General features: G+C 52.7%; 23 protein-coding genes. 4 read left to right on the top strand and 19 right to left on the bottom strand.

Annotation, left to right across the window (positions count from 1 at the left end; all coding sequences use genetic code 11):
* Positions 1 to 73: 73 nt before the first annotated feature.
* From ACFQ2I_RS18380 to ACFQ2I_RS18360, 5 genes are read right to left on the bottom strand one after another with little or no spacing between them, the layout of a single operon-like run.
* Positions 74 to 892 (bottom strand): sulfite exporter TauE/SafE family protein, encoded by an 819-nt coding sequence (locus ACFQ2I_RS18380; RefSeq protein ID WP_377566785.1) that lies wholly within the window; start codon positions 890 to 892, stop codon positions 74 to 76.
* Positions 893 to 938: 46 nt separating this feature from the next.
* Complete coding sequence (gene uvsE, locus ACFQ2I_RS18375) at positions 939 to 1,961, bottom strand: UV DNA damage repair endonuclease UvsE (protein WP_377566783.1); 1,023 nt, start codon at positions 1,959 to 1,961, stop codon at positions 939 to 941.
* Complete coding sequence (locus tag ACFQ2I_RS18370; RefSeq protein WP_377566781.1) at positions 1,958 to 2,281, bottom strand: hypothetical protein; 324 nt, start codon at positions 2,279 to 2,281, stop codon at positions 1,958 to 1,960. The genes uvsE and ACFQ2I_RS18370 overlap by 4 nt, the downstream gene beginning before the upstream one ends.
* 46 nt (positions 2,282 to 2,327) lie before the next feature.
* Positions 2,328 to 3,482 carry a D-alanine--D-alanine ligase gene (locus ACFQ2I_RS18365; RefSeq protein WP_377566779.1) on the bottom strand — a complete coding sequence of 385 codons (1,155 nt, stop codon included), beginning with the start codon at positions 3,480 to 3,482 and terminating at the stop codon, positions 2,328 to 2,330.
* Positions 3,483 to 3,526: 44 nt separating this feature from the next.
* Complete coding sequence (locus ACFQ2I_RS18360) at positions 3,527 to 4,783, bottom strand: amidase domain-containing protein (RefSeq protein WP_377566777.1); 1,257 nt, start codon at positions 4,781 to 4,783, stop codon at positions 3,527 to 3,529.
* A 291-nt stretch (positions 4,784 to 5,074) separates the two neighbouring features.
* On the opposite strand from ACFQ2I_RS18360, the gene acnA reads away from it, so the two are divergent.
* A complete protein-coding gene (acnA, locus tag ACFQ2I_RS18355) occupies positions 5,075 to 7,786 on the top strand; it encodes an aconitate hydratase AcnA (protein ID WP_377566775.1) in 2,712 nt (903 codons plus the stop codon).
* Between the two features lie 82 nt (positions 7,787 to 7,868).
* On the opposite strand, the gene ACFQ2I_RS18350 is transcribed toward acnA, so the two are convergent.
* Complete coding sequence (locus ACFQ2I_RS18350; protein ID WP_377566773.1) at positions 7,869 to 8,612, bottom strand: IclR family transcriptional regulator; 744 nt, start codon at positions 8,610 to 8,612, stop codon at positions 7,869 to 7,871.
* A gap of 329 nt (positions 8,613 to 8,941) precedes the next feature.
* Between ACFQ2I_RS18350 and ACFQ2I_RS18345 the strand changes: the two genes are divergently transcribed.
* Positions 8,942 to 9,997: an alpha/beta hydrolase gene (locus ACFQ2I_RS18345; protein WP_377566771.1), complete on the top strand. Its 1,056-nt coding sequence runs from the start codon at positions 8,942 to 8,944 to the stop codon at positions 9,995 to 9,997.
* A gap of 127 nt (positions 9,998 to 10,124) precedes the next feature.
* Here the strand turns inward: ACFQ2I_RS18345 and folE are convergent, their stop codons facing one another.
* The 6 genes from folE to ACFQ2I_RS18315 form a co-directional block, all read right to left on the bottom strand.
* Positions 10,125 to 10,718 (bottom strand): GTP cyclohydrolase I FolE, encoded by a 594-nt coding sequence (gene folE, locus ACFQ2I_RS18340; RefSeq protein WP_377566769.1) that lies wholly within the window; start codon positions 10,716 to 10,718, stop codon positions 10,125 to 10,127.
* A 41-nt stretch (positions 10,719 to 10,759) separates the two neighbouring features.
* The gene (locus tag ACFQ2I_RS18335; RefSeq protein WP_377566767.1) at positions 10,760 to 10,981 is read right to left on the bottom strand and encodes a YneF family protein; all 222 of its coding nucleotides are present in this window, start codon (positions 10,979 to 10,981) and stop codon (positions 10,760 to 10,762) included.
* Positions 10,982 to 11,068: 87 nt separating this feature from the next.
* Entirely contained in the window at positions 11,069 to 12,214 is a 1,146-nt protein-coding gene (gene queG, locus ACFQ2I_RS18330; RefSeq protein WP_377566765.1) for a tRNA epoxyqueuosine(34) reductase QueG, read from the bottom strand.
* Between the two features lie 3 nt (positions 12,215 to 12,217).
* The gene (rnhA, locus tag ACFQ2I_RS18325; protein WP_377566763.1) at positions 12,218 to 12,652 is read right to left on the bottom strand and encodes a ribonuclease HI; all 435 of its coding nucleotides are present in this window, start codon (positions 12,650 to 12,652) and stop codon (positions 12,218 to 12,220) included.
* 16 nt (positions 12,653 to 12,668) lie between these two features.
* Positions 12,669 to 13,223 carry a DUF402 domain-containing protein gene (locus ACFQ2I_RS18320; protein ID WP_377566761.1) on the bottom strand — a complete coding sequence of 185 codons (555 nt, stop codon included), beginning with the start codon at positions 13,221 to 13,223 and terminating at the stop codon, positions 12,669 to 12,671.
* A gap of 101 nt (positions 13,224 to 13,324) precedes the next feature.
* Positions 13,325 to 13,747: a GNAT family N-acetyltransferase gene (locus ACFQ2I_RS18315; RefSeq protein ID WP_377566759.1), complete on the bottom strand. Its 423-nt coding sequence runs from the start codon at positions 13,745 to 13,747 to the stop codon at positions 13,325 to 13,327.
* Between the two features lie 377 nt (positions 13,748 to 14,124).
* On the opposite strand from ACFQ2I_RS18315, the gene ACFQ2I_RS18310 reads away from it, so the two are divergent.
* Positions 14,125 to 14,736, top strand: a complete 612-nt coding sequence (locus ACFQ2I_RS18310) for a superoxide dismutase (protein WP_377566757.1) — start codon at positions 14,125 to 14,127, stop codon at positions 14,734 to 14,736.
* A gap of 32 nt (positions 14,737 to 14,768) precedes the next feature.
* Here ACFQ2I_RS18310 and ACFQ2I_RS18305 read toward each other — a convergent pair whose 3' ends face one another.
* The 5 genes from ACFQ2I_RS18305 to ACFQ2I_RS18285 all read right to left on the bottom strand — a co-directional run bounded on the left by ACFQ2I_RS18305 (position 14,769) and on the right by ACFQ2I_RS18285 (position 21,016).
* Positions 14,769 to 15,173: a hypothetical protein gene (locus ACFQ2I_RS18305; RefSeq protein WP_377566755.1), complete on the bottom strand. Its 405-nt coding sequence runs from the start codon at positions 15,171 to 15,173 to the stop codon at positions 14,769 to 14,771.
* 965 nt (positions 15,174 to 16,138) lie between these two features.
* Positions 16,139 to 16,276, bottom strand: coding sequence for a hypothetical protein (locus ACFQ2I_RS18300; RefSeq protein WP_377566753.1), 138 nt, complete (start codon positions 16,274 to 16,276; stop codon positions 16,139 to 16,141).
* 413 nt (positions 16,277 to 16,689) lie between these two features.
* Positions 16,690 to 17,802 carry a S1C family serine protease gene (locus ACFQ2I_RS18295; RefSeq protein WP_377566751.1) on the bottom strand — a complete coding sequence of 371 codons (1,113 nt, stop codon included), beginning with the start codon at positions 17,800 to 17,802 and terminating at the stop codon, positions 16,690 to 16,692.
* A gap of 11 nt (positions 17,803 to 17,813) precedes the next feature.
* Positions 17,814 to 19,172, bottom strand: coding sequence for an FxLYD domain-containing protein (locus tag ACFQ2I_RS18290; protein ID WP_377566749.1), 1,359 nt, complete (start codon positions 19,170 to 19,172; stop codon positions 17,814 to 17,816).
* Between the two features lie 161 nt (positions 19,173 to 19,333).
* The gene (locus ACFQ2I_RS18285; RefSeq protein ID WP_377566747.1) at positions 19,334 to 21,016 is read right to left on the bottom strand and encodes a ribulokinase; all 1,683 of its coding nucleotides are present in this window, start codon (positions 21,014 to 21,016) and stop codon (positions 19,334 to 19,336) included.
* Between the two features lie 689 nt (positions 21,017 to 21,705).
* On the opposite strand from ACFQ2I_RS18285, the gene ACFQ2I_RS18280 reads away from it, so the two are divergent.
* Positions 21,706 to 22,152, top strand: coding sequence for a Dps family protein (locus ACFQ2I_RS18280; RefSeq protein WP_377566745.1), 447 nt, complete (start codon positions 21,706 to 21,708; stop codon positions 22,150 to 22,152).
* Positions 22,153 to 22,484: 332 nt separating this feature from the next.
* On the opposite strand, the gene ACFQ2I_RS18275 is transcribed toward ACFQ2I_RS18280, so the two are convergent.
* Entirely contained in the window at positions 22,485 to 23,831 is a 1,347-nt protein-coding gene (locus tag ACFQ2I_RS18275) for an S-layer homology domain-containing protein (RefSeq protein WP_377566743.1), read from the bottom strand.
* Positions 23,832 to 23,873: 42 nt separating this feature from the next.
* Positions 23,874 to 26,558, bottom strand: a complete 2,685-nt coding sequence (locus ACFQ2I_RS18270; protein ID WP_377566741.1) for an Ig-like domain-containing protein — start codon at positions 26,556 to 26,558, stop codon at positions 23,874 to 23,876.
* Positions 26,559 to 26,846: the final 288 nt, after the last annotated feature.

The following is a 26,846-nucleotide window of genomic DNA, read 5'->3' as shown; positions in this document are numbered from 1 at the left end:
ATCCTTAATTGAGATCGATTTAGTATATACGCATGATAACGGTATACGTTTCGAACAATGAATGAGTCATCCCCTATAGCGCTGTAATCCCTTCTACTATAAGCTGAATCGATAGCAGAAGCAACGTTGCGCGAAGCAGCCAGAGCAAGCCTTTCCCACTCATCCTCATCGCTATAGCCGCTCCCAGCTTGCCGCCGATCCATGCACCTGGTACTAACGCAGCCGCCATCAGCCAATTGATTTCCCCTAGCGCGATATGCATGCCGCTGCCCAGAATGGACGACAGGAAGATGACGAACATCGAAGTCGCCGTCGCGATATGAGGAGGAAATGCGAACAACAGCACCATCATCGGTACGAATAAGGAGCCGCCGCCGATGCCGAACAGACCGGAGATTAGTCCGACGCCAAAGCCGATCAAGAGCATCGGAAGCATGCCGTAACTGTAAGTATATTCCTGCCCCTTCGCATCGGTGACCGTACGCTTGCGCGACCACTCCTTGGCAAACGGTTTCATATAATCGCGGGCAATGAGGAGTCCAGCCATGAACAGCATGAAGATGCCGAATGTCAACTGGAATATACCAGCCTTCATATGACCTGTCAGCGCCGAGCCAAGTAGCGCGCCGGGACCGCTCGTCACGAACAACAGCCATGCGCTGCGAAAGTCAACGAGCCCCCGCTTGGCGTAAGTCCTAGAGGAGGACAGAGCGGTCACGACCAGCACCGTCAGCGAAATGCCGACAGCCGTTCCGTGATCGACAGGTTGTCCGATCAATGAAGGCGCTATATACAGTAAAGCCGGCACGATAATAATGCCGCCGCCAAGGCCGACGATGCTGCCGAACATGGCAGCCGCCACTCCCAGCAGCACAAGAAATAGCCATTCCACTTTCAGTCGTCACCTACTTCAATTGTGTCTTGGTCTCATGGAAGCGTCAGTACGGTTCAATCTCCACACTGGCGCCATCCAGCACCTTGACTCCTTGTCCGTTCGACTCCAATGCCTTGAAGTCCTCCATTAGCTGCAGCAATGCGGCATCCTTCCTCTTCGCTTCCAGCATGCAGTCCAGCCGCTCGGTCGACCCCGCCACCTTCCGAAGAAAGTGAAGCAGCGGCTCCGCCTGAACATTGTCCGCATGACCTCGCGGATCAGTCGCGCTCTTGGGGCTGGACGCATGTATCTTGGGGGGGAGCTCACTCGCAGCTTCCATACCGAGCCTTATTCGCTCGAGTTCCCAAGTGCGCTGGATGCGCGGCCATAATGCTTCCGTCAGCTCCTCCTCGCATGTATCGCCGGGATTGACCGCATGATGATGAATATCCAGCACCATCGGCACGCCGACGGCCTCCGCCGCCGATAGCGTCTCTTTCACCTGGAAGGTCTTATCATCGTTCTCCAGCGTCACACGATGCTTGTATCTGGGGTCCAATGCGCCGAACTGCTCGATGAACCGCTCGCTAGACACCGCTTTATCACCGTAAGCGCCGCCCATATGAATATTGCACTTGCTAGCTTCATCCACTCCCATCGCCTCCAGCATGCGCACGTGATGAATCAGATCATGCTCCGACTTGCGCAGCACCTCCGGCCTCGGCGTACTGAACACACAGAAGTGATCGGGATGGAAGGAGAGGCGTATGCCGACCTTGCGCGCATAGTCGCCGATCTTCCGGAAGGAAGGCTCCAGCACTGCATAAGGGTCCCACCCTTCCAGTGCGTCGTGCGTCGCAAGCGGTATAAGCTTGGAAGAGAGCCGATACATGGCAATGTCGTGCGCATGACTATGCTTCAGAATACGTAGCGTATTATGCAGGTTCTCCTCCGCGATATGCTCTAGTCTTCGAATGCCCGCTTCGCGATCCGCCAGCTTCGACAATGTAGCGTAGGTCATCGTGCGCGATGGCGATGCATTCTCCAGCATCAGGCTCATCGCGACGAAGCCGAGACGGACGATCATTGCTGCTCACGCTCGCCGAAGAACATCTCATGGGCCAGCGCCGTCTGCACACTGGATTCTTCCTCGGTCAGCTTTCTTACCAATTCCATCTCCACTCCCGTCACTTCTTCCCCTTGAAAATTGATTTCTGCAACGGATGCCATAATTCGCACAATTGCAATCGCCTGATTGCTTGGATTGTAGGCAATCACCTTCTGGCCGGTGGGGTAGACTCGGAATCCGCTCTTTACCATTTTACCCTTTCCGTATTCCAGCAATTCATACAGCTCTTGCTCCGACTTGAACTTGCACACGGAATTGAACTCTGTCTCGAATCCCATCTTTATTCCCCGTTTCCTCTAAATTTAGATCTATATTGCTTCACCATTACAGCGATTCGTCAGAATATTGAATATAACTCTTTTCCCGGTGACGCTCCAGCGCCAATTCGATCAGCTTGGCCAGCAGTTCCTTATACGGCAGTCCGCTCTCCTTCCACATGAGCGGGTACATGCTGAACGGGGTGAAGCCCGGCAGCGTGTTCAACTCGTTGATCAGCAGCGCTTGATCCGCCTTGCGCAGGAAGAAGTCGACGCGAGCCAGTCCGGTACCGTCCACCGCCCGGAAGGCGCGAACCGCCATGTCCCTTACGGCGTCCGTCTTCTCCTGAGTCAGCTCCGCGGGGATGATCATTGCGGATTTGCCGTCGATATATTTCGCTTTATAATCATAGAATTCATTGGATGAAGCAATCTCGCCCGGCACCGAAGCTTCCGGCTCGTCATTGCCCAGCACGGCAACTTCAATCTCGCGCGCATCCACGAATTCCTCCACGATTACCTTGCGGTCGAAGCGAAGAGCATACTGTACCGCCTGCACCAGTTCTTCGCGATCTTTCGCCTTGGACACGCCCACACTGGAACCCAGATTGGCCGGCTTGACGAAGCACGGATAACCGAGCGCCGCTTCACACGCCTCAATATGGAGGGAAGAGTCGTTCTGCCACTGCGAGCGCGTGAAGTAGTAGAAGACGCATTGCGGCAGCCCCTCGTGCTGGAACACCTTCTTCATCATCACTTTATCCATGCCCACTGCAGACGCCAGCACGCCCGCGCCGACATAAGGGATATTCGCCATCTCGAACAGTCCTTGAATTGTGCCGTCCTCCCCATACGTGCCGTGAAGCAGCGGGAACATCACATCGATCGGCGCTTCGTGACTGGCATTTCCTTGCGTTACTTCCTTATTGCTGCTGATGCTCGCCTCAGTCGCTTTGCCGCCTCCGTCCAGCATGCTGAACAACGGCGCCAGACTGCTGGAGGAAGACGATGCGTTGCCTTGGCGCAGCGTTTCCACGCTGTCAGGAGGCGCGTTCAACGCAGCGCCGGCCTTCCATTCTCCTTGCTGGGTAATATAGAATGGTTTTATCTCATATTGCGTGTAATCGAACTCCTTCATGACGGCGAGCGCAGTCAGCAGCGATACTTCATGCTCCCCCGACTTGCCTCCGTATACAATGCCTACTCTTACTTTGTTCCTCATGTCCGCAATCCCCCGGTATGAATGAATAACTACATATGAATGCACTACAACAGATCAGGTATATGAAAAAAGCGATATCTTGTTCCTTCCGTCCACGCATAGGAATCCTTATAATCCCAATAACGGTGGCGACTTGCTACTGTATTGGCATTAACGAGCGGCTCTCCCGCCGCGTCAAAGGCCGTTACGATCGTGCTGTGCTGGAATCGGTTGTCGCCGTTCCAATCGTACACGATAACATCTCCGAGCTGCAGTTCCCGCGCCGACTCCGTCTCAATGGCCCGAAGCCCGGTCTTGCGCGGAGCGGCCAAGTAATTGGTCAAGGCATGCGAGACGGCCCAGCTGTAGCTCCACCATTCCCCGCCTTTCATTCTTCCCTTGTACCACCAGCCACTTTCTCTTCTACCAGTATAGTTCATAGGAGCATTGCCTGCAAAGATGCACTGCGAGACATAATTCGTGCAATTCACCTCGAACAGTTCAAAAGCGGGATTCCCTTCATTCCACCATCTGTCCGCATAGGCCGCAGCCAAATCTCTCCTGTAGCGGATTCCGTTATGCCTGTTTTTGAATTGGGGCAGCAGGTCATAATTGAGATAGGGTAAGGATGGGGTCAGAATAAGAGAGTCGTTGGCGGAGGCTTCCGATTCCGCCAGCCATTGATGTGCCGCGCTGCCGTAGCGCGACCGCCGCTCTGCCAGTTGCGGCTCGACCTGCCTGATGCTCCAGCTGCCTTCCGTCACGTATAGCCACAGTCGCTCCAGCTCATAACGTTCTTCCATATAATAACGTCCGGAATGCTCCATCCTCCGCTTTATATGCAATCGCACTTGAACAGACACTTCGCTCCCGGACTCGTTCACACGCAACAACTGCGCTTCCGTCTGACTGCCTGCCGGCAGCACGCCGCGCAGCAGATCGCGCTCGCGCAGACGGGCCATCTTCGAGGACAGACGCGCCTCGTGGATATCGTCTTCAATATAGTCGGACAACGCACGGGCATGCTGCTCCGTCTCCGCCTGGTTGTACAAGCTGACATAACGATCAATCGCGGCTTTCCAGCTATGCTCCCCACCCTGATGTCCGCCGCTGTAAGCGGAAGTTTCCAGCAATGTGCTTAGCTTCACCTTCTTCCGCTCCAGTTGCTTGACGGGCTCTATGCCGCCGCTCACGTTATGAATGGCCGCCTGCCCTGATCGGCGCGACTGCGCCGCGGAAGCCGTTCTCTTCTCCGAAGCAGCCGGCTTGCCTGTACGATGCTGCCGATTTTTTTGCGGGCCCCGCCCGCCTGACTTTGCCATGCGCGATCCCCTCCGCTTCAGACTTGCAGTTTGGTTGACATAGAAATACTGGTTCATTATATGACATTGGAATCATTTTCATGAGATGTTGGTGATTGGGGACAGTATATAGGTAGGCGCAGTGAATATAATGGCTTTGCCCGCGGTTTTGGAAGCATTGGAATAGACAGAATGGACTTTACGACGAAGCCCTTTTAAAGCTATACTAGAGGTATAAGGTTTTTGAAATTGAGTTTCATCTGATGAAACAAACGAAACCGACTCCCATTCATTCAGCAAAGGAGAATAGCGATGACTAAACAAAATCAGTTTTCCGTTCGCACGACTCTCCAATCAGGCGGCAAGACTTATAACTATTACCGTCTGAACGGGTTGCAGGAGCAAGGCCTGGGCGATGTGTCCAAGCTGCCTTTCTCCATTAAAGTGCTGCTGGAGGCGGCCGTTCGCCAATTCGACGGACGCGCCATCACACCTGAGCACGTCAAGCAGCTTGCCAGCTGGGCAAGCGGCCGCGAGGACAAGGAGATTCCTTTCATCCCGGCTCGTATCGTATTGCAAGACTTCACTGGCGTCCCTGTAGTGGTGGATCTTGCGGCTATGCGCGACACCGTGAAGAAGGCAGGCGGAGATCCCAAGAAGATTAATCCGCTCGTACCTGTCGATCTTGTCATCGACCACTCCGTTATGGTTGACGCCTTCGGCAGCCCGGATGCGCTGGAGTATAACACGAAAGTGGAATTCGAGCGCAATGAGGAGCGCTATCGCTTCCTTCGCTGGGCGCAGACGGCGTTCGACAACTTCCGCGCAGTTCCTCCGGGTACAGGCATCGTTCACCAAGTGAATCTGGAATACCTGGCATCTGTCGCTGCTACGAAGACAACAGACGGCGAGACAGTCGTCTATCCGGACTCCCTGGTCGGAACCGACTCCCATACGACGATGATCAACGGTCTTGGCGTTGTCGGCTGGGGCGTAGGCGGCATCGAGGCGGAAGCCGGCATGCTGGGCCAACCGCTGTACTTCGTTATGCCAGAAGTGATCGGCTTCAAGCTGACAGGCAGCCTGGCGGAAGGCGCTACGGCAACCGACCTTGCGCTGACTGTTGTTCAGATGCTTCGCAAGAAAGGCGTTGTCGGCAAGTTCGTCGAGTTCTTCGGCCCTGGTCTGTCCAACATCAGCTTGGCTGACCGCGCGACTGTCGCGAACATGGCTCCGGAATACGGCGCAACCGTCGGCTTCTTCCCTGTCGACAGCGAGACGCTGGACTTCATGCGTCAGACTGGCCGCAGCGAAGAGCAAGTAGAGCTTGTTGAAGCCTACTACAAAGCGCAAGACATGTTCCGCACAGACGAGACGCCTGATCCGGTATTCACGGACGTCATCGAGCTGGATCTGTCCACAATCGTACCTTCCCTGGCGGGTCCGAAGCGTCCGCAGGATCGCATCGAGCTGACAGACATGAAGGAAGCGTTCAACAGCATCATCCGCACGCCGATCGACAAGGGCGGATACGGCTTGAACGAAGAGAAGATCGAACAGGTTGTACCTGTTAAGCATAAGGACGGCGAAGAGTCCAAGATGGGTACAGGTGCGGTCGTCATCGCGGCGATTACGAGCTGTACGAACACATCCAACCCTAGCGTTATGCTGGGTGCAGGCCTTGTCGCGAAGAAAGCGGTAGAGCGCGGCCTCACGAAGCCTGCTTACGTGAAGAGCTCGCTGACGCCTGGTTCCCTGGTCGTTACCGACTATCTGGTGAAAGCCGGACTGCTGGAATCGCTTGAAGCGCTAGGCTTCCACGTAGCAGGGTATGGCTGTGCGACATGTATCGGCAACTCCGGTCCGCTTCCTGATGAAGTTAGCGCGGCAATCGCCGACAACGACATGACAGTAGCCGCCGTATTGTCCGGCAACCGCAACTTCGAAGGCCGCGTTCACGCACAAGTGAAAGCGAACTATCTGGCTTCTCCGCCACTCGTCGTCGCTTACGCATTGGCCGGTACTGTGAACATCGATCTGGCGAACGAGCCGCTTGGCCACGACAAAGACGGCCAGCCGGTCTATCTGAAGGATATCTGGCCGACGAACGCCGAGATCAAAGAAGCGGTCGCCACTGCGCTCAATCCCGATATGTTCCGCGCGAAGTACGAGAATGTGTTCACGCAGAACGAGCGCTGGAATGCAATCGACGTACCGCAAGGCGAAAGCTACGAGTGGGATGCGAAGTCCACTTATATTCAGAACCCGCCGTTCTTCGAGAATCTGGGCTCCGAGCTGGCTGACATCTCCGACATCCATTCGGCGAATGTGCTGGCGTTGATGGGCGATTCCGTCACGACGGACCACATCTCTCCTGCAGGCAATATTACGCCGACAAGCCCTGGCGGCAAGTACTTGATCGACAACGGCGTCGAGCGCAAGGACTTCAATTCCTACGGCTCCCGTCGCGGCAACCACGAAGTGATGATGCGCGGCACGTTCGCCAACATCCGCATCCGCAATCAGGTTGCTCCGGGTACGGAAGGCGGCGTAACGACTTACCTGCCTACAGATGAAGTGATGTCCATCTATGACGCTTCCATGAAGTATCAGAGCGAAGACAAGAACTTGGTCGTTATTGCGGGCAAAGAATACGGCACAGGCAGCTCCCGCGACTGGGCCGCGAAAGGCACGTACCTGCTGGGCGTGAAAGCTGTTATTGCGGAGAGCTTCGAGCGTATTCACCGCTCCAACCTCGTCGGCATGGGCGTTCTGCCGCTGCAGTTCCTGGAAGGTCAAAGCTGGAAGACGCTTGGCATTACAGGCCGCGAGAAGTTCGACATTACCGGACTATCGAATGATGTGAAGCCTGGCGAGACACTGAACGTAACGGCTACTCGCGAAGACGGCTCTACTTTCGAGTTCACTGTCATTGTCCGTCTGGACTCCCTCGTTGACGTAGATTACTACCGCAACGGCGGCATCCTGCAGACGGTATTGCGCCAGATGATTGCCAATATGTAATAGCGCCATTCTTTCCGCTTTGCCGGAAGTATGGGAATTGAGAAAGCCCTGAGACATCTATGATGTCTCAGGGCTTTCCTGTTCACCTTATCATCGTCCCCATACGCTTGGCCGCCTCCATCACGATAGGAGCATAGCTCTGCATTACCGCTTCCGTCAGGCGGCTGGAGGGACCAGACACGGATAACGCCGCTGCAAGCTTGCCTTCCCGATTGAAGATCGGAGCAGACAATGCAGCCACGCCCAGCTCTCTCTCCTCGAAGCTGGTCGCGAAGCCCTGAGCCGCCACTTCCTGCAGTTGCTCTCTGTAATGCTCCGTATCCACAGCAGTCATCCATGTGCGAGCACGCATCATACTCTCCTGCGTCGCCTGATCGCTATAGGCGATCAGCACCTTGCTGGAGGCACCTGCATAGAGAGGCAGCCTAACCCCTACCGGAGCTACCCTGCGGACAGGATGATTGCTCTGCACCGCTTGCATCCGAATACGCTCCGTACCGTCGCGAACATAGATGCTCACCGTCTCGCCCAGCCTGTCACGCAGCCTGACCATCTCCGGCAGCCATATCGTCGCCTGGTCGTCTGATCTGGACAGATTAGCGGACAGTTCCCACACTTTCAGCCCCAGATGATAACGGTCCGTTGCCGCATCACGCGTGATAAAGCCCTTATCCTCCAGTGTAGCCAGCATGCGGTGAACCGTACTCTTATGCAGACCGACATGCTCTGCGATCTCCGACATCGCCCAGTCTGTCTTCACCGTAAAGCAAAGCAGAATATCCAGCGCCCTGTCTACAGCCCGCACTGTAGATTTCCCTTCCTCCATACCAGCAGCTCCTTGCAATCCATAATTGATGATGAATAACCTTATATCTTCCTCAATAGCAGGTTCTTATCTATGTATCATATACGTTTCATGGGACGAAACACAATTGCAAAATTATTGAAATTAATTCTCATTTAGTATACTCCAAACGCTCTTCACCGTAAAGAACTGGATACAATATTACAGCGCCGTTACAGCCCTCTAACAAGACATCGACATCAATTGACAGGCCCTTGCTGCCTGCATAGGATAGAAGTATCAGAAATTAATAGCGCTTTCATAACACTTGCCACACGACCTTTCGACTAATGCCAAGGGAGGGATTGTCCATGAACACCATGATCACACCGCACTCCTTAGATGGAAGCCTTGCTGGAAACACAAGAGCCCTGCCAACTTTCCCTACTCGGAGCAATCCTGCTGCAACAACCGGAACCAGGAAGAGACATCTGCTTGCCGCCATTCTCGCCTCCATCGCCGCTATGTGCCTCATCACCGTCCTGTTGTTCCACGGATTCGTCGCCTGGACGCTCGCTTATCCGTTCGTGCCCCCGCTCGCCTCCAATCCCAAGGAAGCGATCGGCCTGGCCTATGAAGAGATCATTATTCCCAGTCACAGTGGCAATACAACCGTAAGCGGCTGGTATATCCCCGCTTCCGAGGCGGGACACGCGAATGAGGCGAATCGAACGATCGTATTCAGCCACGGCTACGGCGCCAATCGCGAAGAAAGCTGGGTGCCCATGTATGAGTTGACGAAGCTCGTGCATAGACTGGATTATAATGTATTGCTCTTCGATTATGGCTATGCCTCTAAAGAATATAAAGCTCCGGCGACAGGCGGGCGCGAGGAATCGGCGCAGCTGCTTGCAGTCGTCAACTACGCCAAAACCAGAGGAGCCCAAGAAGTCGTCGTATGGGGCTTCTCCATGGGAGCCGGCACCGCTCTTCAGGCAGCGCTAGCAAGCGACGAGATCGACGCCATGATACTCGACAGCTTATTCCTGCCCAGTCCGAAAGCACTGTTCGATAATTTGACCCGTTACGTGGCGCTGCCGGAATTCCCTTCGTTGCCTCTGCTGGAATCGATGCTTCATCTATGGACGGGGACTTCCTTCGATGCATTGCCGGTGGATGCCATCATGAATTATCAGTACGATATTCCGATCTTCATCGTGCACGGAACGAATGACGACAAGGCGGCTCAAGTCACTGCCGAGACGATAGCGGCCAACCAAAAGGAGCAATTGTCCCGCTCCTGGATCGTCGAGAACGGCTACCATGAATTGCTCTATCGCAAGAACCCGAAAGAATATATTCAGCGCGCGGCCCTGTTCCTGAGCCAGGTGGAGCAGAAGCTGGAATCGGAAGCGGAATATGCCTAAGTCCAGCATTAATGCTGGTCTACACCACAATTGGGACACGGTGTCGGAGTTTACTGCAATAGGCAAGAAGCTTGGACATTCGCAGCACTCTCGCCCTGGAACGTCCAAGCTTCTATACCAATTCTCGTTATTGCTTCAGCAACGACAGGAATTCTGAGCGAAGCGCCGCATTGGAACGGAACTCCCCCCTGACCGCCGACGTCACCGTATTGCTTCCCGGCTTCTTGATGCCTCGTGCGCACATGCACAGATGCTCGCCTTCGACGACAACCATAACACCATTGGGCGCAAGCTCCTTATCCAGAATATCTGCAATCTGGGAGGTGATCCGCTCTTGCACCTGCAAGCGCCGGCTGACAGCCTCTACTAGCCGAGCCAGCTTGCTAAGCCCGGCAATTTTGCCGCTTGGAATGTAGCCGATATGGGCTTTGCCGAAGAATGGGGCCATATGATGCTCACATTGGCTATAGTAGATGATGTCCTTCACGATAACGAGCTCCTCGTGCTGCTCATCGAATGTGACGCCGAGCACCTCACTGGGGTCCACGTCGTAGCCTGCGAATATTTCCTCATACATGCGAGTGACGCGTGCTGGCGTCTCCAGCAGCCCTTCGCGTTCAACATCCTCGCCGATCAGCTTTAATATTTCTTTAATATGATGCTCGATTTGTTCCCGGTTTTCTGTTACCTTCGAATTGACGTAATCTTTCCTTCCCGCCATTTCCAGACATCTCCTTCCGGTTATCTATTTGATTCCCTCTATTACTTGCGAGGCATTTTTTGATTTTTCATCATTTGCTGAGCGCGCTTCATCTGATTGTTGTTCAGATTATAACCCATTTGCTTCGCCATGCGCTGCAGCATCTCTGGATCGCTCTGCATCCGCTCCAGCTGCTTGCGCAAGTAGAATACACCGACGAAGAAGCCTGCAATCGCTCCTACAATCAACGTGATAATGGGAATTACGATATTGTACCATTCCATCTGCCATCAGACCCCTTCTGTAATGTCACATCACAGTATAATAGCACGAACAAGCCCGCTTCCGCAATGAAAACAGAAGAAACGGGCTTATCCATTCCTCTCTAATTGTCGCACAGCCTCACGGATAGCCTCAAGCGCCTCCGCATCTTCCTCGTGAACTGCCGCTTGGCGCAATGCCGCTTCCGCATCCGCGCCCCCGATTCTGCCCAGCGACCAAGCTGCCGTTCCCCGCAGCACGGGGCGAGGATCTTCCATCAAGACGCGTATCAAATCAGGAACCGCCGCGGCTTCCTTGAAATTGCCAAGCGCGATGACCGCATTGCGTTGAATCGGCTTCTTACCTCGCCACGCGGAAGAGGTGCGTCCATACCTCTCCTTGAACTCCCTGTTGCTCATCGACAGCAGGGGCAACAGCAACGGCTTGGCCAGTTCATTGTCTGGCTGCAGCTCGGGCTGATGCGTCCAGTTTTTGCCCCGATTGACAGGACACACGATCTGGCAAGTGTCGCAGCCGTACAGCCGGTTGCCGATCTTGCGCATATATTCATCAGACAGCATCCCCTTCGTCTGGGTGAGGAAGGAGACGCAGCTCTGCGCGTCCAGCTCTCCCGGGCCGACCAGCGCTCCTGTAGGACAAGCGTCGATGCACTTCGTACAGCTGCCGCAGCCCTCTGTAACCGGCTCGTCCGGCGGTAGAGGCAGGTTCGTAATCATCTCCCCCAAGTATATCCACGATCCCAGCTCGGGAGAGATGACCGCGCAGTTTTTGGCGCTCCAGCCTATGCCGGCTCTCTCGGCGACAGCACGGTCCGATAGAGCGCCGGTATCGACCATACTCTCACATCGCGCCTCCGGCACTCGTTCCTTCAGCCATTGCTCCAGCCTTGCCAGCCGCTCCCGCAGAGCTGTATGATAATCCTCGCCCCAGGCCGATCGGGACATGATGCCGCGGCGAGCGCCGGGCTCTGACTTCGGCGGGTCCTTAAGCTTCGAGGCATAAGCGACCGCTATCGCGATAATGGACTGCGGATTGTCGAAGAGTAAGGAAGGCTCCGTTCTTCTGTCCAAGTCCGGCTCTTCGAAGCCGGACTCCCTCCCCAGCTCCCTATGGCGGATCAGACGCTGCTTCAAGGTCAGGAAGGGATCGGCGGAGGCGACGCCGATTGCATCTATACCTAACCCGGAAGCCGCCTCCTTCATCTCCCGCTTCAGCTCACACCATCTGTCTGACATTCGCTACAACCGCCTTATCGCTTCCCGCGCTAGCTCGTCGCAGCGGTTATTCCATTCGTTGTCGCTGTGCCCCTTCACCTTCACATAATCCACCTTATGCTTGCTCATCAGTTCCCATAGCGCCTTCCACAGATCCTGATTTTCCACTGCCGCCCCCTTGCTATTCTTCCAGCCATTGCGTAACCAGCCATGAATCCATCCCTTCTGAAAGCAGTTGACCACATAGGCAGAATCACTGTATACCGTAACGCGGCAAGCTTCTTTCAATAGAGTCAGGCCCTCTATGACCGCTTGAATCTCCATCCGGTTATTCGTCGTATCCTTCGCTCCACCGGAAATCTCCTTCTTGTGCGATCCATAGAACAGCACAGCGCCCCAGCCGCCCGGACCGGGATTGCCGGAGCATGCACCGTCCGTATAAATGATGACATCCTTCATTCCTATCCTGCCTCCCTTACTCCAAATCGCCATGCATGACGCACCAATCTCTATAATAAGCCATGACTGTATCGTCGCCAAATGGCGATTGATTGTGATCGATGCGATCAAGCACTGTATACAGCCCTTCCTTCACCTTATTCTGCACGAGCTGCGGGTAATGATAAAGTGTTTTGTGCCGCTCATATTCATCCTGATCCACTACGTAACGACTTCCGTCTATCGTGCGAATGACGTCCAGATCGTAATCGATATAGGTGACGACACTTTCCTGACGATAGGGCGGGGAAGCAATATTGCAATAATATCGGACCCCTTCTTCCTCGATCAACGCCACCACATTGAACCATTGTCCAGGCAGGAAGAAGGATACTGCAGGCACCCGGCTCACCCATTGCTTGCCGCTCGCCTCCTGAATCGGAGTCTGCCGGTTAATGACGACGATTGCGGATTCCTGCCGCTGCGCATCAGCGAGCCGCCATTCCGGAACAAGCCAATTTTGTTCCCATAGCCGGTGAATATGGCCATTATGCTTGAAACTTTTAATAACGCATTGCTCATAATGTTCCATAAGCTTACTCCTCAATCCAATATAAGAAAAGCATATCCTATCGCCATAACAATAAGCGATGCGGATATGCTCTATAAATGAACGAATGGCCGAATTGTCTTCTACCCCGCTACGATGCTCAGCTTCTGGAAGGACCGGAAGAAATCCGTCGTCGCATACCCCATCGCCTCATAAAGCGGCAGCACAGGTTCATTATGCTCGTCAGCCGCAATCAGAATCTTGCTGACGCCGCGCTGCTGGAAGCGCTGACGAAGCCCTGATATGAGAGACTTCCCAACTCCCTTGCTGCGATGATGCGGAGAGACCGCAATGCGATAATAATATCCTTTATTTTGATCGATTGTGCCGATTATCATACCGACTATTTCTGTGTGTTCGACAGCGACCAACACAAGCTCGCTATCCCATGACAATTGACGCGCAAAGGCTTCCATTGTCAGCCCGTAGCATTCTTCTGACAAAACTTCCTCTAGCAATGCAGTTAACGGCTGGTAATCAGATAACTGGAAGGAGCGTACGTTCATAAGATTAACACCTTTCACTTGTCATAGTTAGTACCCGTTTATAATACGACAAAAAAAATCGTTTTCCTTCTTGAAATCTTAACTTTTTTCAAAAAATATCATAAAAACACGCTTTTTCTTGTGAAAACGCTTATATTTAAGCGCTTTCACTGATTTTCGTTCATCTTTAGTCTTTGTATGTGTGAAAGCTCATTGTTTTTTACAGTGCAAATGTATGGCTTTATTTCATTAGCGGCATACTATTTTTGGTGAATTTTGTTTGTGAATATCATAGCCATCTCGCCTGTGACTTTTTCAACATTAATGTTGATTTATCCAATCGGATACGAGATAATAATGATGATCGAACTACATATCTTTTGGGAGGGTGTTAACGAATGGCACATCAATTGCCTGCTTTGCCTTACGCGCATAATGCATTGGAGCCTCATATCGATGCGACTACGATGGAAATCCATCATGGGCGCCATCATAATACGTATGTGACGAACTTGAACGCTGCGTTGGATTCCGCTCCTGAGCTGCAAGAGAAATCGGTTGAAGAGCTGATCAGCGATCTGAACAGCGTACCTGAGAGCATTCGCACAGCGGTTCGCAACAATGGCGGCGGACATGCCAATCACAGCCTGTTCTGGGAGACAATCGGCCCGAACGGCGGCGGCGCTCCGACTGGCGCACTTGCCGCTGCGATCGACAGTGAGCTGGGTGGATTCGAGACGTTCAAGGCTGACTTCGCGAAGGCAGCTACTACACGCTTCGGCAGCGGCTGGGCATTCCTTGCTGTTGCAGACGGCAAGCTGAAAGTATACAGCCTGCCTAACCAGGACAGCCCGATCATGGAAGGCGAGACGCCAATCCTTGGTCTGGACGTATGGGAACACGCTTACTATCTGAAGTATCAGAACAAACGTCCGGACTACATCTCGGCATTCTGGAATGTTGTGAACTGGGACGAGGTTAACAAGCGCTACGAGGCTGCTGTCAAGTAAGCCCAATCAACCAATATAAACGGCGTTGTCCTCTATGGACAACGCCGTTTATATTTGCCCCCGCAAGGAACGGTAGGCGCTCGGGGGGCAGTGATGGCCGTGATGGCACTTGCCAAATGGACGCTGGCCATCTGACATTGTGCTCCAACCGATTGTACATCGCTTGCTGCCTCACTTCTAGCTACTTTCCTTGCTCCAACCGAGGTCACATCGCTTGCTGCCCACCGTTCGCACACTTTCCTTGCTCCAACCAAGGTCACATCGCTTGCTGCCCACCGTTCGCACACTTTCCTTGCTCCAACCAAGGTCACATCGCCTGCAGCCCACCGTTCGCACACTTTCCTTGCTCCAACCGAGGTCACATCGCCCGCAGCCCACCGTTCGCACACTTTCCTTGCTCCAACCGAGGTCACATCGCCCGCAGCCACCGTTCGCACACTTTCCTTGCTCCAACCAAGGTCACATCGCCTGCAGCCTCACTTCTAACTACTTTCTGTGCTCCAACCGAGGTTACATCGCTTGTAGCCCACCGTTCGCACACTTTCCTTTTTCCGGCTCATATCCCACTTTTCAGCGCTCCAGTGTAGGTTTCCTACACTAGTCCGGCTCGCACCCCACTTTTCGGCGCTCCAGTGTAGGATTCATACACTATTTCGGCTCGCATCCCACTTTTCAGCGCTCTAGTGTAGGTTTCCTACACTAGTCCGGCTTACATCCCACTTTTCAGCGCCCCAGTGTAGGATTCATACACTATTTCGCCTCGTATCCCACTTTTCAGCGCTCCAGTGTAGGATTCATACACTATTTCGGCTCGCACCCCACTATTCAGCGCTCCAGTGTAGGATTCATACACTATTTCGGCTCGCACCCCACTTTTCAGCGCTCCAGTGTAGGATTCATACACTATTTCGGCTCGCACCCCACTTTTCGGCGCTCCAGTGTAGGTTTTCTACACTATTTCGGCTCGCACCCCACTTTTCGGCGCTCCAGTGTAGGTTTCCTACACTAGTCCGGCTTACATCCCACTTTTCAGCGCTCCAGTGTAGGATTCATACACTATTTCGGCTCGCGCGCTTCTGTTAATCAACTCGAACTTTATATACTCTATGTCATTGAACGAAAACCGCGAGGTAGATCCTCTGCTCGCTTTTTGACACCGTTCGTTGCCAGCTTAATGACGTTGTCGATGTTCATACCTGCGCATTGCCCCCCTTTAAAATACTTCATAGCCTCTAGCGACAAAAGCTCCTTCAGTATGGGCGCTGCTCAGTTCTGCTCCATCTGACTTAGTTCGGCAAAGTTGGCTGATTCATTACACGGATTAGGCACATACCGCATACAATGCAGGAGGATAATCGCCTACATCTGGTGAAAAGGAGATGGATACCTTTTATGACAAACTCTACTTATAACGGCAATGGGCAACTGCCGTTCTCTCCCCATGCGTACCCGCTTTCCAATACCGGCGGCTGCGGCTGCGGTGGTGAACAGCGGCCGATTCTACCTTGGTTAATTCCCGGATTGATTCCGCCTGGTCCATGGGGACCACCAGGGCCTTGGGGTCCGCCGGGACCGTGGGGTCCTGGACCTTGGCACCCGGGACCGCCTGGACCCCCCGGACCCGGGCCTTGGCATCCAGGGCCGCCTGGACCGTGGGGACCTGGCCCTTGGCACCCGGGACCGCCTGGACCTCCCGGACCCGGGCCTTGGCATCCAGGGCCGCCTGGACCGTGGGGACCCGGGCCTTGGCATCCGGGGCCGCCTGGACCTCCCGGACCCGGGCCTTGGCATCCGGGGCCACCTGGACCTCCCGGGCCGCCGCCGCGTCCGCCCGGATCCCCCAGACAGACGACTTCTTCGTCTGCTCCTGCGTATCCGTTCTATCCCGTCGAGCAACCATAAGTCAAAAGAAACAGGCTCCCCAGTGCGATTACTGGCGGAGCCTGCTTCATCTTATTTCTTGATTGCTTTGCCTGTGCCAGTCAACAGCTTGAGCTGATCGTTCTCATATGCCGCCTTATACGTCACCTGATACTTGCTCAGTACATATTCGCCGTCCTTCCGCTCATCGACCGACAGCAGCGCCGTCACTGTCGCCTCATCGTCCCGTGTCGATACATGCATATCATCAATGACGACATTACGCGTCATCAGGTAGCCTTCCCGGAATTTCACATAGCTGGTTCCTTCCTTCCAATTCCCTCCCAGCAAGGAATAGGCATAGACGTAATCGCCATTGTTCAAGCTGTCATAGAAATGGGCAACCAGATAACCCGCCATCTGATCCAGCGAAGTCTCCTCTTGCTCTTGCACCGGTTCGTCCAGAAGAGACAAGCCCGGGAGCATTGTCATCGGCTCCCTCGACCATCCTTCCGCCATAGGCAGTACATTCCCGATAGGTATACTGAAGCCGATGGTGCTGTCTTCCAGCCCGGCGGAATTAATGCCCAGCACCGCTCCGCTCTTCTTGTCTACCAGCGGACCGCCGCTATTGCCGGGTTCAATCGGAGCTGATACTTGATACAGATCCTCGTAGGTGTAAGGGTCAATGTGCAGACTCCGGTCTACACCGCTAATAATGCCCGTTGTAATCGTATTCTGGAAGCCAAGCGGGCTGCCTACCGCAAGCACCTCATCGCCTACCTCCGCTTTATCGTAGCGGACGAGCGGAAGCGGCTCGGTCCCTTGTAGCTCGGGAACCCGAACTACGGCGATGTCCGTATCTGTGCTGATGCCGATCACCTCGCCCTCCAGCTCGCGGGCATCCGCCGTTTTCACCGTGACGTGCCGTACTCCCGCCACGACATGAGCGTTCGTCAGCAGATCGCCCTCCGAATTGTATAGGAATCCGGATCCTTGCGAGCCCGTGTCCGTCTCAATCATGACAACGTGCTTCTGCGTCTGGAATATAATATCTTTCAGCGACTTGTTCTGTTCCCCTACCGCCAGCAGCGGCGCGCCTTGCAGCTCGGCAGGAACCTGTGCCTTCATATATAGGGCGGTGACTGATCCGCCGACCAGAATAAGGGCGGCTCCAATTAAACCGGTCCATCTGTTTCTATTCATCGTTACGCCCCCTAATCCAAGTACCAGGTGGCATGATCCATCTCTACCGTAACCTGATCCGTCTGAGCTCCATATACGGTCGCCGTATAGGTCATCTCTTCGCCCGGCTCAACATAATTGGGAGTCGCATCAGCCGTGCCTGCGGCTATTTTTTCACCGGCGCTGTTTTTTACAATATAATTCACCTTAATGGAATATATCGGTCTGGTTGCCACATTCATCAGCGTACCTTCAATGGTCAGATCTCCGAATTCATCCAATGTCAGATCGGCATTAATCTGCTTCACTGCCGCAGTCTGATTGACCAGATCCTCTTCCGCCGCCCTTTGCATTGCCTGTTCAATCCGCTGCTGCTCCGCTTGCTCGTACCGCTGCTGCGCATTATTGACACTCTCACCCAGCTTTTTCAGCACCGTATCGTCCTTCAGCCAAGTACTCGCGTAATTGATCGTCTCAAGGGCATCGGAATAATTGCGTCTGTCGATCAGATCGCTTACTCTATCGGAAGTAATCGTCCGGATTCTGTTCACAATCTGTTCTTGTAATGACGATGCATCTTGGCCGGCGAGTCCATTAACTACATTGAGCATTTCACCCAGATCCTTCACATTCGTCAACGCACCCAGCTCGTTCTCCAGATTCAACACCGTCAGCTTCATATCCAGCCCATCCAGCTTCTCTCGCAGCTTGCCGTAGACCGGCTCCTTATGTCCGTTGAAATCGCTCATGAGCTTATCGAGCAGTTTTTCCGCTTCAAGGATATGGCCCGACAGAAGCTGATCTTCTATATCAGATGCCATTCCTTCCAGCTTCATCACATGATGAATGATCGCCTGATCCGCCGCAAGCGCAGCAAAGTTCGGGCGCTCCGCAGAAGCGTCGGCAAGCAGCTTCAGCGCTTTATTATAGTCGCCGCCCATCGCCGAGACTTTCGCATCCGACTGAAGCTTAAGCACCCGCTCGTTAATGTTCTGCTCATACTGATAATAAATGTACAAGGTGACGGACATCCCTATCGCAAGAAAGGCCAAGGCAGCTACAGTACCCCAGCTGATCGCCGTATCTCTGCTCACATTACGGCCTACCGCCGATGCGTTCGCATCGCCGGAAGCCACTTCCAGCTCTGCTCTCTCGATGTTAGCTACTTGCTCCTTAATTCCCCCCTCGACCGTATCCATAGCAGTTTGGGCCGCAGACGCTTCATTCAAGTCATTGTGTTCCGCCTTCAAGATCGTCTCTTCAGACGGCACTCCTGTCCATATCGCCTTCTCTTCGGCCCCGATTACTTTATGCGCATGCAGCCGCCTTCCACATTGGCTGCAGAATACAGCATCGTCGGCAAAGCTTCTAATACAATGATGACAATACACGTCTCTTTCATCTCCCAGACCCGTCGTTCTCTCTATCTCATGTATTCCTCTATTCTATATCATGCAGTAAATAATCTCCATTTCAAAATAGTGGGAAGGTCAAACCGGCAAAAAAAAAGGACATAGCAGCTTGAATTGGTCTGCCATGTCCTGTATATACGCTACTGATGCAAGGATAGTTCCTTGAAATTACGCAATCTTTTCATGACGTCGTTGCCGCCGCGTCCAAAATAATCATGAAGGTGATTGTACTCCTCATACAGCTTGTTATATATTTCTACATGTTCTGGGATCGGCTTGAACGTCTCTTCCCTAACATGAGCCATTCGCTCGGCAGCCTCTACGATACCATCGTAGCCACCCTTGTTCGCTCCTGCCGCTACCGCTCCGAACATGGCCGCACCGAGCGCGGACGTCTGCTTGGAGGACGCAATCTTAATCTCGCGATTCGTAATATCGGCATAAATCTGCATGAGAAGCGCGTTTTTCTGGGGCAAGCCGCCGCAAGCATACAACTCCTCGACCTCCACACCGCCGCTTTTGAACGCTTCTATCACTTTTCGCGTACCGAACGCCGTCGCTTCCAGCAGTGAGCGGTACACTTCCCAAGGCTTCGTCTGGAGTGTCATGCCCAGTATCGTGCCGGTCAGCATCGTATCCCCGAGCACCGAACGGTTACCGTTCCACCAATCCAACGCCAGGAGGCCCGACTCGCCAGGCTTCAGCTCCGCAGCTCTTCGTGTCAAATAGTCGTGGACATGCTCGCCTTCCGATTCCGCTGCCTGGTGTACATAAGCGGGCACCGCTTCTGTCACGTACCATTCGAATAGATCTCCTACCGCAGACTGCCCTGCTTCATAACCGTAATAACCGGGAATGATGCCGTCCTCTACAACGCCGCATACGCCTTCCACATCCTTCTCCTCGTCGCTTAGCAGAAGATGGCATAACGATGTGCCCATCGCCATGACCAGCTTGCCCTTCGTTACGACGCCGACGCCCAGCACGGCCGCATGAGCATCAATAATACCAGTGGCGACAGCCGTTCCCGGCAACAAGCCGATACGAACAGCCATCTCTTCCGTCAATTCTCCCGCCTTGGAGCCAAGCGGTACGACATCCCCTCTTAGCTTCGTATCCGTCAAGTCAGCCAGCCGCGGGTCCAGTTCCTTGAAGAAGTCCGCCGCCGGATAACCATCACGCTTATGCCAGATCGCTTTGTATCCGGCTGTACAGCTATTGCGAACGATGCGGCCAGTCATCTGTCCGACGACCCAATCCGCCGCCTCTACGAACTGATCCGCTCTCTCATAGATATCAGGCGCTTCGTTCAGAATCTGCCACGCCTTCGCCATCATCCACTCCGAGGAGATCTTCCCTCCATAGCGCCCGAGCCATACTTCTCCGCGCTTCGCCGCCAGCTCGTTAATGCGATTCGCTTCTTCTTGGGCCGCATGATGCTTCCACAGCTTCACCCAGCTATGCGGATTGTCGTGGTATTCCGGCAGCAGACTAAGCGGTCTCCCCGTTTCATCAATTGGCAGCATCGTACACGCCGTGAAGTCAATGCCGATCCCGATAATGTCCTCGGGCGCAATGCCTGTCTCCCTAATGACGGCAGGTATGGATTGCTCCAACACCTCTATATAATCCTCTGGATGCTGTAACGCCCAGTCCGGCTTCAGCTTGACCCGGGATTGTGGCAATTCCTCATCGATAACATGATGACGGTATGGTGTCACATGATCAGCCAGCTCCGCCCCGTTCGACAAGTCAACTAATACTGCGCGTCCCGACTGCGTCCCGTAATCTACCCCAATCGCATACTTATTGTTGCTGCTCATCGGAATCGATATCCCCCTTTAATCTTGACCTTAATAGCGCTTTCACAAAGCCAATGAATACGAATGCTGCTTTATTCAGCACCAGCATTTCTTCTGGCATGATCGCAGTCTGTTCGATAGCTTGTCTTCACCATCATACCTTTTTACGGTCATTTTCGCCATTAGCGCCTTAGAACGCGTTTAATTTTAGGTAAATTTGCATTGACCTCTAGTCCGGTAAAGGTAATTCATGTATAATTAATGATGTTGAGAGTTCACAATATAACGGCACTGCTACCGCAACCTGTTCTACTATATACGCTTCGCGAGAGCGGCGCTAACCCGAGAAAGATGCTTTCTACTACGGTGGGAACGCATCTTTTTCGTTTTTCCACGTATATATCGACTTCTTGCGGCCATCCTATATGTGCAGCCTCATATGCTTGTTAGCTCTGAGAATGCGGACCTCATATCCGTATTTTCAACCTACGAGATAAGCATATGGGGCTGTTTTCCTTTTTCTGTTTAGGATTCAGAATGATCGGTTACTAAATGTAGAAGCTACCCTTGACAAACAACTATTAATTTGTAATAATTATAAATAAGGATTTGATCTAAGTCATTGCATCGCCAAACGAAAAACGGCAAAGACTACACAAGAACTAGCTGTGAACAGCGCAACCACTTACCTATGAAAGGATGTATGAATTATGAACAAACCGACAACGATCCAGGATCACTTGAACCGTCAGATTGCCAATTGGAGTGTATTGTATATAAAGCTTCACAACTATCATTGGTATGTGAAAGGCTCGCAGTTCTTCACCCTGCATGAGAAATTCCAGGAATTCTATGAGGTAGCGGCGCTGCATGTCGACGAAATTGCAGAACGCTTGCTGGCCATTAAAGGACAGCCGATCGCCACAATGAGCGACTACCTGCAAGAGTCCAGCATCAAAGAGGCGGAAGGCAACGAGACGGCAGAGGAAATGGTGGACCATCTCATTCACGACTTCTCGCTTATTATCGATGAGCTGAAGGAAGGCATGGAGGCCGCCCAATCGGCGGGAGACGAGACGACGGCGGATATGCTGCTTGCCATCCATACTTCGCTTGAGAAGCATGTCTGGATGCTCAGCGCCTTCAACGGCCGCTAACATCGGAAAGGCTGCAGCCTTGCGCTCGAACGCGCGAAGCTGCAGCTTTTTTATTTGGGAATGTCTTGTTCAGTTGTTGTGGAATTGGTATATTCAGCTCCAGTTCAGAGCTATGATTGCCAGGCCACCAATATTAACATCGTCTTCACGATTGCCGTCGCGGCGGGATGGATCTGATCTCGCTTCTCGCTCTGCACCTTCTCGACGGAGGTCGACTTCGCATGGTCTGTAATAACCAGCTGCCTTGATCAGTCAGGGTGATAGAGCTCCTGCCATAACGCCAAGCTCCCTCCGATTGATTCGGAGGGAGCTTGGTTTGCGCATGATTGTTTTTATTGCTTCGCATCCAGAAGATTAATAAGCATCGTAACGGCTTCAGCTCTCGTTGCAGTATCATTCGGAGCGAAACGGTTACTGCCCTTGCCTTGAATGATTCCCAGTTGCTTAACCGCGTACACCGCGCTCTTCGCCCATGTCGCGATGCTCGCGTCATCCGCAAAACCGGTCGTGTCAACCTTAGCTAGATCGGCACTATAGGCTCTAGCGATCATAGCCGCCAGCTGTACGCGAGTAATTTCCGCGGCCGGGCGGAAGGTCATATCCTCATATCCGGTGATGAAGCCGGCTTCAACGGCTTGCGCAACCGAAGTCTTCGCCCAAGCAGCGATCTTTGCCGAGTCAGAGAAGCCGGCAAGCGTCGCTCCATCGCCGCTTAGGTTCATGGCATTCGCTAACATCACCGCAAACTCTGCGCGGGTAACGGTTGCGTTTGGCTTAAACGTTCCGTCCGTATAGCCTTTCACGATTCCCAGCTCAACCGCTTGTGCGATCTTGTTCTCCGCCCAATGACCCGAGATATCGGAGAAGCGAACGGATGGTTCTGTCTTCTCGCCTACGACGAGCACCGCAAACTTCGTGAAATGATTCGTCTCCACCGTAATCGTGTCGCCGCTGATCATGCCGCCGAGCTCAATCCATTCCTGCTTCTGCTCGTCGAAGTAGAAGACAGAAGCTCGCTGTCCTTCCTTCACCTTGGACGTGTCGAACTTGAAGGTCAGCTTCACCGGCTTCAGGAAGTTGTCGGAGAAGTTCTTCAGAATCTCGAACACCGCGCTTGCGAACACTTCGCCATGATTGGCGAGATTAGCCGTATTCAGTAGCTTCTCGATGGTTATCTCCAGACGCTTATCGGTCGCTCCTCTCGGAATCGTGACCGTAACCTCTTGTCCGAGCGACGTATCGCCGGCTTGTCCGGCGGCAAGCGTCAGCTTGCCGTTCGTCGTGGAGGTCGGCTCGAAGCTGCCGGCGAACATACCACCTCCCCCATTATTGCCAGATTGTCCGGCAGACACGGAAAACGTTGTCGTCGCGATCTTCGTTCCTTGCCCAGCGACGACGGTGTACGTGCCGGTCGGCTCGGAGTCACCGAGCGTAATCGTATCGGAGAAAGCACCATTGGTGGCCGGTACGATATTGAAATATAAAATCGTGCTGTTAGGACGCAATAATTTAATATTCACTTCGTCTAACGACGTGGAGCCGGAGATCGTTACGGCGGAACCACCCGTCGTATCCGCGATGGCATCCAGCGTAACGACTTCCGAAGCGGCCCCTGCCGCAGGTACGATCGCAACTAGTAGAACTAGCGTGATCAACAGGCTTGTTATCCGTTGTTTCACTTGCTTATCCCTCGCTTCCCGAATCCTTCTTGCCTGATTACGTTAAGGTCCATAGTAGTTTCCCATAAGCTTTTGTTCGAATTCTGCCAGCGTTAGAGTCATGCCCACTTGGGTTCCCGCCGATGAGGCCCCGTTATCGTATCCATCGATGATGAATACGCGAACGCTGTAATTGCTATTGTCGGGGTCGCTGACGTTAAAGTTCGCGCTGACGTTAACCAAGTCGTTCATATAAGCGCTTACCACCGTATTCGCGACCGGCATCGTTCCCTTCATCAACTGAAAGACGACAGTTGCCTTCGGATAATCGATATTATTGTTGGCGATCAGTTGCGTGCTCGCCGTGAGTCCGCCGTTCGAATTCATCGTCGGAGCCGTCATGTAGAACGATTCGCTATGAGGTAACGCGGTGCCTTCAGCCTCCACAGCGTCATCGTACCCGTAAGCATAAACCTTGATTTCGTATTCTTGATCGTTCTCGAAGATGGCGTTGGAGCCGCTCTTGATGATGAGCTTATCGTTCGTCACTTCATATTGGTCCGATGTCAGAGCTGAGCTCTCGTTCGTGCTCAGCAAACGGACGACGACCTTATATACCTTGTTCGCCCAAGTTGTATCCGGAGCAAACAGGGTGAAGCTGGAATCCGCATCCGAATAGAAGTTGCCAAACATATCTATTCCATCGCTATCAACATAGCTCTCTATAACCTGATCTTCGACCGTGACATTGCCATGCACGTCCACAATCGCGCCACCTTTCAATTTAATAACCGGACGCTCGCTGATGGCAGAATGCACAATCAATTGCATGTATGAGTTATTCTCGTAGAAGTTTACCCAATCGTCATCTCCCAATGACTGAAATGTAACCCCACCATCATAGGAAATTTCTATATAATCCTTAAGCATGGACACGCCGTCGATTACGGTGTTGTCCCGAATTGTCTCGTTAAAACCCAATTCGAAGGCATAAGCGTTCAAAACGGCTATCGGATAAACGTCCGCCCAGTTGAGCTTAGGAGGCGTAATATCTCCGGGAGACACATAATAATTCACATCCGAATTCAAAACGTTGCCGAACATATCCTTGATAGTTCCCGCTTGCAGCATAAAGGTATAGTTCTGCTCGTCCAACGCTTCACTGAAGTGAACGATCAACTTATTGCCTTCGATTGCTGCGCTTACATCTTCGCCAAGGGCTTGTTGGCTGCCGTTCTTGATGGCATAAGTAATAGAATCCTTCAATTGCCCTTCCGTGTTGTCGCTGATTGCTTCGTCGAAAGTGAACACGACGTCTCGATTCGCATTCGTCATGCTCGCGTTAAAGAAATACGGAGACCGGGTATCCGCTATTTCGACGATAGAAGGGTAGTAAAATTCAGGTAGGCTGTTATTGCTGGAGCTTTTAATGGCAGAACCGCTAATTCTCAGTTGAAGTTCATTGATGCCATTATCAAGAACATTTGAATTAATGACAATAATTAGTTCATTTCCGTTTATGCTTGCGCTAGCGTTGTTAAGAGTTTCCCACCAATTATTTTGATTATTACGGATATATTGGAAATTATACATCCAGTAATAGGTATTGCCAGAACAGTGATTATTGCAATAAATCAATTGATCGAAAGTCAACGTCACGGTCGTCCTATCCGTTTCGGAATCGTAGACGCTGTCGGTACTAACCAGCTTCGGAGCTTGCGAATCCAATGAGAACGTCTCCAATATCTCCGAATTCAGAATTCCGTTGCTGCTCCGCAGCAGACCTTCCGGAATCGTCACAACATAAGTGCCGGAATCGACGTTGTCGACGCTGACGTAGAGGTACGTCCAATCGCCATCATTCTCAATTGTAACAGATCCGACGGGAACCGCATCGCCGTCTCTCGTGACGACAATGGCATTCTTCAATTCGTCCAACGTTACTAATGAGGTCACATGATCATTAAATTCGAATGCGATAGGCTCCCCATTATCAAAGTAGGCATCGTACCACGAAAAATCGGTATCGACATCGATGTATAAACCTTTGTTAAGAAGTTCATTGCCGTAAACCAATGCCCCTCTGGAGATTCCAATCGTGAACGAACCTTCCATTGCGGTGTTCAAGCGAATAATCAGTTGATCGCCAATCAGCTCAATGCTGTCTTCATCCACAAGACTATCATCATTGATGGAGATCGAATCCTTAACATCTTCTACAGCGCTCGACACCTCTTGGTCGAACGTAATCGTGAACGTCTTGCCTTCCGAATCGCTCACGGTGCTGACGACGTTAAGCGCAGCCGTCGCTGCGACTGTTACGGTCTGCGTTGTCTTGAGCGGATTATCGACGCCGGCTGCAACGGAATAAGCGGCAACGCGGATGAGGTTATCGGCTCCCTGCAGAGGAGAGCTCAGATTCAGAACGATTTCGCCGTCCGCGAAGGAGACCATACCTTGGCTGCTAATCGGCAGATAAGAGGCAGCCCCCGTACGCTTAATTTCAATACCGTTATACGCCCCACCGATGCCGTACACGCTATCCGATACCGAGGCATTAAAGTCCAGCGTCACAACAGTGTTGCCGTAATTCACCGTGCCCGATACCAGCGTCAGAGGCTCAGCGGAATTGGCAGCCCCATTCGCCTTAAGCGGCTGCAAGAACGCTACCGATCCGCAGATCAGCACGATAGCCAACAGCAAGGCCGTAAACTTGGTTAAAGATCGATTGTAAACCAACTTCTTCACTCCCACTCTCATAATGTAGTCCGGCATTATTTGCCACCGAACGATTTTACTTTATACTTTTAATCCTACTAATCCTACTAAATGCCTACTCTTTTTCATAGTGACTGCTGTCATCAAATTGTCATATGACAATTTGACATATATTTGGACTGTAAAATAAATTGTGTAAACTCCTAATTCAGACCATGACTTATGCAGTTCACGAGATTAACTGGTAATTGTGAGAATCTATGCTTGAATAAACCGGCCACCAGGTCATTAAGAGCTGGGGCGGCCAATAAGCCGAAA

The sequence above is a fragment of the Paenibacillus chungangensis genome, assembly GCF_042675905.1.
GTDB lineage: Bacteria > Bacillota > Bacilli > Paenibacillales > Paenibacillaceae > Pristimantibacillus > Pristimantibacillus chungangensis.
The sequence above is the reverse complement of the archived record's forward strand: the minus strand, read 5'-3'. Positions and strand labels throughout refer to the sequence as shown.

Bases quoted from the DNA above. Each gene is read 5' to 3' on its own strand.
- uvsE (WP_377566783.1), bottom strand. From the start codon at position 1,961: ATGATCGTCCGTCTCGGCTTCGTCGCGATGAGCCTGATGCTGGAGAAT.
- ACFQ2I_RS18370 (WP_377566781.1), bottom strand. From the start codon at position 2,281: ATGGGATTCGAGACAGAGTTCAATTCCGTGTGCAAGTTCAAGTCGGAG.
- ACFQ2I_RS18365 (WP_377566779.1), bottom strand. From the start codon at position 3,482: ATGAGGAACAAAGTAAGAGTAGGCATTGTATACGGAGGCAAGTCGGGG.
- ACFQ2I_RS18360 (WP_377566777.1), bottom strand. From the start codon at position 4,783: ATGGCAAAGTCAGGCGGGCGGGGCCCGCAAAAAAATCGGCAGCATCGT.
- acnA (WP_377566775.1), top strand. From the start codon at position 5,075: ATGACTAAACAAAATCAGTTTTCCGTTCGCACGACTCTCCAATCAGGC.
- ACFQ2I_RS18350 (WP_377566773.1), bottom strand. From the start codon at position 8,612: ATGGAGGAAGGGAAATCTACAGTGCGGGCTGTAGACAGGGCGCTGGAT.
- ACFQ2I_RS18345 (WP_377566771.1), top strand. From the start codon at position 8,942: ATGAACACCATGATCACACCGCACTCCTTAGATGGAAGCCTTGCTGGA.
- folE (WP_377566769.1), bottom strand. From the start codon at position 10,718: ATGGCGGGAAGGAAAGATTACGTCAATTCGAAGGTAACAGAAAACCGG.
- ACFQ2I_RS18335 (WP_377566767.1), bottom strand. From the start codon at position 10,981: ATGGAATGGTACAATATCGTAATTCCCATTATCACGTTGATTGTAGGA.
- queG (WP_377566765.1), bottom strand. From the start codon at position 12,214: ATGTCAGACAGATGGTGTGAGCTGAAGCGGGAGATGAAGGAGGCGGCT.
- rnhA (WP_377566763.1), bottom strand. From the start codon at position 12,652: ATGAAGGATGTCATCATTTATACGGACGGTGCATGCTCCGGCAATCCC.
- ACFQ2I_RS18320 (WP_377566761.1), bottom strand. From the start codon at position 13,223: ATGGAACATTATGAGCAATGCGTTATTAAAAGTTTCAAGCATAATGGC.
- ACFQ2I_RS18315 (WP_377566759.1), bottom strand. From the start codon at position 13,747: ATGAACGTACGCTCCTTCCAGTTATCTGATTACCAGCCGTTAACTGCA.
- ACFQ2I_RS18310 (WP_377566757.1), top strand. From the start codon at position 14,125: ATGGCACATCAATTGCCTGCTTTGCCTTACGCGCATAATGCATTGGAG.
- ACFQ2I_RS18300 (WP_377566753.1), bottom strand. From the start codon at position 16,276: ATGGACCAGGCGGAATCAATCCGGGAATTAACCAAGGTAGAATCGGCC.
- ACFQ2I_RS18295 (WP_377566751.1), bottom strand. From the start codon at position 17,802: ATGAATAGAAACAGATGGACCGGTTTAATTGGAGCCGCCCTTATTCTG.
- ACFQ2I_RS18285 (WP_377566747.1), bottom strand. From the start codon at position 21,016: ATGAGCAGCAACAATAAGTATGCGATTGGGGTAGATTACGGGACGCAG.
- ACFQ2I_RS18280 (WP_377566745.1), top strand. From the start codon at position 21,706: ATGAACAAACCGACAACGATCCAGGATCACTTGAACCGTCAGATTGCC.